This is a genomic window from Luteibacter sp. HAY1-4A, from assembly GCF_056755355.1.
Genome location: NZ_JBNDHZ010000122.1, coordinates 1 through 212, shown reverse-complemented (window position 1 = coordinate 212; position 212 = coordinate 1). Strand labels below are relative to the sequence as shown.

1 pseudogene is annotated in these 212 nt (G+C 72.2%); it reads left to right on the top strand.

Annotated features, from left to right (window positions below):
• Positions 1 to 2 precede the first annotated feature (2 nt).
• Positions 3 to 212 (top strand): annotated as a pseudogene (locus ACPYOD_RS19195) (PilN domain-containing protein); the annotation flags it as partial.

The window sequence follows — 212 nt, the reverse complement described above, 5'->3', positions numbered from 1 at the left end:
AGATGTGTATAAGAGACAGCGCTGTAGAGGCGAGCGCACCCGCGCCGGCTCCCGTGAAGCCGGCTCCGGCACCCGCCCCGGCTCCGCAAGCGGAGTTGCAGCTCAACAGCAACCCGCCCGCGCTTCCGCCCCTCCCCCAGCCGCAACAGCCGCAAGGCGAGGCGCGCGAAGGGAACCCGCAGCAGGGCCCATCCCAGGGCCAGCAGCAGGGG